This window comes from Paraburkholderia sp. CI2 (assembly GCF_014201055.1).
GTDB lineage: Bacteria > Pseudomonadota > Gammaproteobacteria > Burkholderiales > Burkholderiaceae > Paraburkholderia > Paraburkholderia tuberum.
Map to the genome: position 1 here is coordinate 60,726 of NZ_JACHDL010000036.1, position 6,265 is coordinate 66,990.

The following is a 6,265-nucleotide window of genomic DNA, read 5'->3' on the forward strand; positions in this document are numbered from 1 at the left end:
GAGTCGTAGAAGAAGGAAGCATGAAACGTATTGCCGCATTCGCTGTCACGTGTTGGTCCGCTGCCGGGCTGTTGTACCTTGGACAGCACTCGGTGGCGCTGATCGCACTGAGCGGCGTCGTGGCGTTCGCGGGATTCGATCTGCTGCGGCCGTGACGGCGGCGTAGTTTTTCCCTGCTGTGAAAGTGCCCTCGTCCCTTGCGTTCGCCGTATCGTTCGCGTCCGCCTGCGCCTAACCGGGAAGCGCGTCGCGAATCGCCGCGAGCCACAACGCGACCGCATGCGCGCCCGGGTCCATATGACCGAGCGCGCGCTCGCCGACATAGCTCGAACGCCCGCGCCGCGGATGCATCGATGCGGTACGAGACGTGCCGTCGCTTGCCGCAGCGGCGGTGGCCTGCAATGCGGCATCCGTCGACGCTCCCTGAGCGAGTGCGTCGTGCAGCGCGTCGGCAGCGGGCCTCAGCGCATCGACCATCGTCCGATCGCCCGGCCTCGCGCCCCCCAGTTCCATCAACCCATCGACACCGGCGCTGAACGCCGTCGCCCATTGCCGTGCGGTGGTCCCGCCCGACTGTTCGAGCGCGGCCGCCGCGCGCAGCAGCATCACCGCGTACAGCGGACCCGACGTGCCGCCCACCACGCGCCGCAGCGTCGCCGACATGCCGCGCAATACCGCGCCCGGGGTGGTTGCGCACGCGTAGGAATCGAGCTCGAGCTGCACCGCGCGTGCGCCGCGCGCGAGGCTGATGCCGAGGTCGCCGTCGCCGACGCGCTGGTCCATTTCGGTCAATGTCGGCTCGGCTGCCAGCAGGCACTCGCAGACCGCTTCGATCGCGCGCCGCAGCGTCGCGTCACGCGCGAGCGTCGCGCCGCTCGCGCTTTGCGGCGCGGGTGGCGCCGCACGCACCGCGACCTGCGCGACGCGGCCGCTCAGCGCAGGCCATGCGCTCGTCTGTGAGGCGGCGTCGAGCAGGCTCAGCCGTTCGTCATCGATACGCAGCAGCGTCAGCGAGACGCCGGCCATTTCGAGCGCGCTCAGGAACGTGCCGGCCCACGCGCGCGCGACTTCGATGCCGCGCCCGGCAAGCTCGCGCAGCGCGGCACCAGCCACCACGTTGAGTTCGCTCGGCGGCGTGCCACCCAGATTGTTGACGAGCAGCGCGACGCGCTCGCCCGCCTGCAACGCGAGATCGTCGACGATCTTTGCAAGCAGCTTGCCGACGATCGCGTCGGCCGGCTCCAGCGCGCCGCGCGCCACGCCGGGTTCGCCATGAATGCCGAGGCCCCATTCGATTTCGCCATCGCCCAGCACGAAGCCCGGCTTGCCCGCAGCCGGCACCGTGCACGGCGTCAGCGCGACGCCCATCGTGCCGAGCGACGCGGCCGCTTCCCGAGCGAGCCGCGCGACCTCGGCCAACGGCAAACCGCGCGCGGCCGCCGCGCCCGCGATCTTGTGAACCAACACTGTGCCCGCGAGTCCGCGACGGCCCGCGTGATCGCCGCTCGCGCTCAGCGCGACGTCGTCGGCGACGATCATCATCTCAACGAGGATGCCCTCGGCGCGCGCGATTTCGGCCGCGAGGCCGAAGTTGAAGCGGTCGCCCGTGTAGTTCTTGACGATCAGCAACGCGCCCGCGGGGCCGGCCACCGCGCGTATCGCGTCGAGCACGGCGTCGGTGGAGGGCGAGGTGAAGACCTCGCCGGCTACCGCCGCGCTCAGCATGCCGTGGCCCACATAGCCGCCGTGCGCGGGCTCGTGGCCCGAGCCGCCGCCCGAGATCAGCGCGACCTCGCCGCGCGCGGCCACGGCCTGGGCATCGGCGCGCAAGACGATCGTGCCGCCTTGCAATAGCGAGAGTTGGGGATTGAGCGCGATGAGCCCGTCGAGCATCTCGGGGACCACGGTGGACACATCGTTGATGAGCTTCTTCATTGCGTCAGCTCCGTTGGATGCTGCCGGCATCGCATGATCGAAGATGCGATGGGAACGGCAGTCGGGTCGGCGGCGAAAGCGGAAGGTCTAACTGTACCGCGCATTGTCGAACGACGACGCAACGGCGAGAGCGCGCGCGTGAACGTGCACGAGCTTCGGGCCACGAGCGGACAACAACAACGAAGGGGACGTGATGCCGAACGGCGAAACTGAGGGAACGACTGGATCGATTTGACGGGACCGTAGACGAAAGCGGACCGCTTTCGTCTACGTCACAGATGCGTTGGTAGGCTCGATTGGATTCGAACCAACGACCCCCACCATGTCAAGGTGGTGCTCTAACCAACTGAGCTACGAGCCTTTAGAGGCGCGAATTATAGAGACTCAATGCGGACTGCACAAGCCCTTGCCGCGACTTATCGAAACGCATGCATGTTGATCAGTTCGTCGCGCTCCATTCGGTGTGAGGGTCCAATGGATAAACCGGCCGCTTCACGTGCTCGAAGCTGAACAGACCATAGTCCGAACTCGTGACGCCGCGGCTATCGCATTCGACGAGTGCCTCCGCGATCGGCACGAAAACCGGCCGGCAATACATGCGCGATTTGAGCAGCAGAAAACGCGCGCGGCGCGGATCGATGCCGACGCTCTCGAACACGCCGAGATCCCACGGCTCATGCGTTCGTTCGGTCACGACGAGTTTCACCGTGCCGGTGTCGAGCACTGCCGCGCGCCCCATGTACGCGCGCTGGCCGGTGTAGGTCGGGCCGCTGATCACGTATTCGCCGTCGGTCAGCGCGCGCACGACGCCGGTCAGGGCAAGCGGCGAACGCGAGGGCAATGCATCGTTTGTGAGCTTGTTGCCGATCGCGAGCGTGACCGTGCTACCGACACCCGAGGCCGCCAGGGCCGCGACCGCCTGCGGATCGCACAACGGCCCGCTGACGATGCCTTCGAGGCCCTGCCTCAACGCTTCCTCGAGCAAATCCATCGTGTCGCACGTGCCGCCCGACATGCAGTTGTCGCCGTGATCGAGCATTAGCACCGGTTTATCGGCGGCGCGTGCCAGCGACGCCGCCCGCGCGACCGATTCGGCAAGCGGCGCGCTGCGATAGACGAAATCGTCGCGCTCGTCCCAGATCTGCCGCGCGATGCGCCCGGCGACCGCCTCCGCATCCGCGCGCTCGCCATTGCCCACGACGACGACGCTAATGCATGGCGCTTCGATATCGGCGAGCGAGAAGCCCGCCAGCACCGACACCGCGAGCATGCCGTCGGCCTCGGCGGCGCGCGCGGCATCGAGCGCGCGTTTCATCGCGCCGTCAACGCTCGCGCTGCGCAGCGTGTGCGTGAGCAGCGGCGGCTGACGCCACGCGATCACCGGCTTCGCGTGGCCCTCGATCATGTCGAACAGCAAGCGCGCTGCATGTGCGCCAGTCTCGTACATGTCGACGTGCGGATAGGTCTTGAAGCTGACGATGACGTCGGCGTTGTCGATCATTTTTTGCGTGACGTTGCCATGCAGATCGAGCGCGACCGCGATCGGCGCGTGCGGCAGCGACGCACGCACGCGCCCGAGCAGATCGCCTTCCCCGTCGGTCGAGTTCTCGGCGACCATCGCGCCGTGCAGATCGAGCATCACCGCGTCGCAGCCCGTCGCGGCTGCCACGATCGCGTCGCAGATCGTATCGTAGGCGGCGGCGTCGACCGGCCCGCTCGGATTCGCCATGGCGGAGATCGGCGTCACGATTTCGGCATGCACGCGCTCGGCGGCGTCGATGAACGCGGCCATCGCGGTTTGCATGCCCTTGTTTTCGTCGAACGCGGCGCGGCCATAGCTCGGACCGTTGCGGCCGAATGCGGCCAGCGGGGTCTCTACTGGCGAGAACGTGTTGGTCTCGTGGTTCATTCGTGCGATCAGGACCTTCATGCGCGCATGCTCCCCGTTCTCGACGCCGCGCTCGGCATCACCTGCAGCAGCATATTGCAGCCGGCTTCCAGATGATCGGCGCGCGCGTCCTCGATTTCGTTGTGGCTAATGCCGTCCTTGCAGGGAACGAAGATCATCGCGCTGGGTGCGCCGCGCGCGAGATAGGCGGCGTCGTGGCCCGCGCCGCTGATCACGTCCATCGACGACACACCGAGCCGCTCCGCGCTCTGCCTGACCTCGGCGATCCATTGCGCGGCGAATCGCTGCGGCGGGAAGAAGACGACCTGCTCGATGTCGATAGTGATGGGGGCGTCCAAGCTGCTGCTCGCGCGGGTGGCGGCGGCGTTGGTGGCGGCGTTGCCCCCATCGCTGCCCGCCTGCGCGCACGCTGCACGCCATGCGAGGTCCATCGCAGTGAGCGACGCGTCATCGGCTGCGCGCAGGTCGACGCTGAATTTCACGCGGCCCGCAATGACGTTGCGCGAGTTTAAATGCACGTCGAGCCAGCCGACCGTGCTACGGCCATGCGGCGCGTGATCGAGTGCGATACGGTTCACCGCATGGATCGGATCCGCGGCGACGAGCAGCGCGTCGCGGCGCAGCGCCATCGGCCCCACGTGCGCTTCCATGCCGTGCACGATCAGGTCGTACCAGCGCTGCCCGAGCGCGCCCTGCACGACGCCGATGACCTTGTCGTGCGCTTCGAGCACGGACCCCTGTCCGATATGCACCTCGAAATATGCGCCGACAGCGTGCGACTTGCGATGCTCGCCGGCATAGCCGATCGCCGCTAGCGCGTGGCGCACCGCTACGCCGTCGCGATCGCGTTGCGCTAGCGCGTGCTCGAGCGTGAATGCGCCGGCGAACACGCCGGAGCCCATCATCACCGGCGAGAGTCGCGAACCCTCCTCGTTGGTCCACATGGCAACCTCGAGCGGCGCGATGGTCTGCACGTTGGTCTCGGCCAGCGGGCGCAGCACCTCCAGCCCTGCCAGCACACCATAATTGCCGTCGAATTTGCCGCCGGTCGGCTGCGTGTCGAGATGGCTGCCCGTCATTATGGGCGGCAGATCGTCACGCAGCCCCGTCCTCCGCGCGAAAATATTGCCGATCGCGTCGACCGGCACCGTGCGGCCGATCTCCTTCGTCCACGCGATGAACTGATCGCGTGCCTCACGGTCGAGTTCGGTCAGTGCTGGACGGCAGACACCGCGTTTGTCGGTCGCGCCGATCCGCACGAGCTGCATGAGACAGTCCCACAGCCGCGCGCCGTCGATCCGCAAATCGGCGGGCGTCGAGACAACGTTGGATGAATGAGTCTGCATCGATGCAATCTCGGGTCGAAGACAGCTGGATGGCGCTTGCCGGCGGGACTTGCTCCGTTCCGGCTTGCTGGCCGAAGTTGTTCCAATCGTCATGATAGAGAGGTTTCGCCGAGGTAGATGGCCGGACGCGAGCGAGGTGGCAATGCGGCGCGACGCCTTTCCGTGGGCAAGCATAGGAAGCAAAGCCGCTGCATTCGTGGGGAGTGAACGGCGCATCGCGGGCGATGTAGGTGCCAATTCGCTCGACGACGGACGCCGCGACGTGCCGGCAATCTGCGCGCAAGTGGCCGCCAGCAAACGTTTTCGTCGAAGGAAGCGGCTAAAACGCAATGAAGGCTCAACCTTTTGCGAAGCGCGCCGTTATTGCATGTGCTCAGGCAAACCCCTCGGATCTCCATGGCACAACCAATTCCTTTCCGCAACACTGGCGCCGCCCGCGCGCGGCATGCCAAAGCCATGCTGTTGCCCATCGCGCGCCAGATCGCCGACGATCTCGCGTTGCGAGTTCATCTGTCGCTCGACGCACTGCGCCGCGGCCTCGGTACGAAGAGCGATGCGCAGACGGTCACGCAGATCATGCTGTTGACCAGCTACCTCGCTGATGCTGGCTTTGGCTCGATGAGCCACGAAGAGCTCCACGCCGCGGACTGCGCCTCGGCGATGGTGTTCGACGCAGGTCGGGAACGCAACGAATGGAAACTGGACGAAGCGGGATTCGCGCTCTTTGCATCGATCGCAACGAGCTACGATCGGCAGCTGCATCGCGCTCCGCTTTGGGCGATTACGGAGGCCAGCGAAAGACTCGACCGCTTTATCGCAGGGGGATCCGATCGAGCGCCGGCGCGTAAGCGGGCTTAACGTGTTTGGAGGAGGTGCTGACCGGCTGAGCCATAAGGACACGGATTTTGGACGACCGCGTCGGAAGTCGCCGGATTACGCGGATGCGTCGCGGATCGGAAAGTAGTGAAGCGCGCAAAGTCGGCCGCGTAAACGCAGAAACCCCACCGCGGCGGGTGGGGTTTCTGACTGGGGGGGAGCCTGACGATTACCTACTTTCACACGGGCAATCCGCACT

Annotated in this window: 5 protein-coding genes and 1 tRNA gene; 2 read left to right on the plus strand and 4 right to left on the minus strand. The window is 66.5% G+C overall.

All coding sequences use genetic code 11. The annotated features are described in order from the left end of the window. The first annotated feature begins 20 nt into the window (after nt 1-20). Entirely contained in the window at nt 21-155 is a 135-nt protein-coding gene (locus HDG32_RS36850) for a hypothetical protein (protein WP_143037237.1), read from the plus strand. Nucleotides 156-231: 76 nt separating this feature from the next. Here the strand turns inward: HDG32_RS36850 and dhaL are convergent, their stop codons facing one another. The 4 genes from dhaL to HDG32_RS33025 all read right to left on the minus strand — a co-directional run bounded on the left by dhaL (nt 232) and on the right by HDG32_RS33025 (nt 5,190). Continuing rightward, the gene (gene dhaL / locus HDG32_RS33010) at nt 232-1,935 is read right to left on the minus strand and encodes a dihydroxyacetone kinase subunit DhaL (protein WP_184073744.1); all 1,704 of its coding nucleotides are present in this window, start codon (nt 1,933-1,935) and stop codon (nt 232-234) included. 284 nt (nt 1,936-2,219) lie between these two features. Continuing rightward, a tRNA-Val gene (locus HDG32_RS33015) sits at nt 2,220-2,296 on the minus strand. A 78-nt stretch (nt 2,297-2,374) separates the two neighbouring features. Beyond that, the gene (locus HDG32_RS33020; RefSeq protein ID WP_184073745.1) at nt 2,375-3,865 is read right to left on the minus strand and encodes a M81 family metallopeptidase; all 1,491 of its coding nucleotides are present in this window, start codon (nt 3,863-3,865) and stop codon (nt 2,375-2,377) included. After that, entirely contained in the window at nt 3,862-5,190 is a 1,329-nt protein-coding gene (locus tag HDG32_RS33025; protein ID WP_184073746.1) for a Zn-dependent hydrolase, read from the minus strand. The genes HDG32_RS33020 and HDG32_RS33025 overlap by 4 nt, the downstream gene beginning before the upstream one ends. A gap of 396 nt (nt 5,191-5,586) precedes the next feature. Between HDG32_RS33025 and HDG32_RS33030 the strand changes: the two genes are divergently transcribed. Beyond that, on the plus strand, nt 5,587-6,048 hold the full coding sequence (locus HDG32_RS33030; RefSeq protein WP_184073754.1) for a hypothetical protein: 462 nt from the start codon (nt 5,587-5,589) through the stop codon (nt 6,046-6,048). Nucleotides 6,049-6,265 lie beyond the last annotated feature (217 nt).

Excerpts from the sequence above, each read along its gene's own strand:
- HDG32_RS36850 (WP_143037237.1), top strand. The coding sequence starts at position 21 with ATGAAACGTATTGCCGCATTCGCTGTCACGTGTTGGTCCGCTGCCGGG.
- dhaL (WP_184073744.1), bottom strand. The coding sequence starts at position 1,935 with ATGAAGAAGCTCATCAACGATGTGTCCACCGTGGTCCCCGAGATGCTC.
- HDG32_RS33020 (WP_184073745.1), bottom strand. The coding sequence starts at position 3,865 with ATGAAGGTCCTGATCGCACGAATGAACCACGAGACCAACACGTTCTCG.
- HDG32_RS33025 (WP_184073746.1), bottom strand. The coding sequence starts at position 5,190 with ATGCAGACTCATTCATCCAACGTTGTCTCGACGCCCGCCGATTTGCGG.
- HDG32_RS33030 (WP_184073754.1), top strand. The coding sequence starts at position 5,587 with ATGGCACAACCAATTCCTTTCCGCAACACTGGCGCCGCCCGCGCGCGG.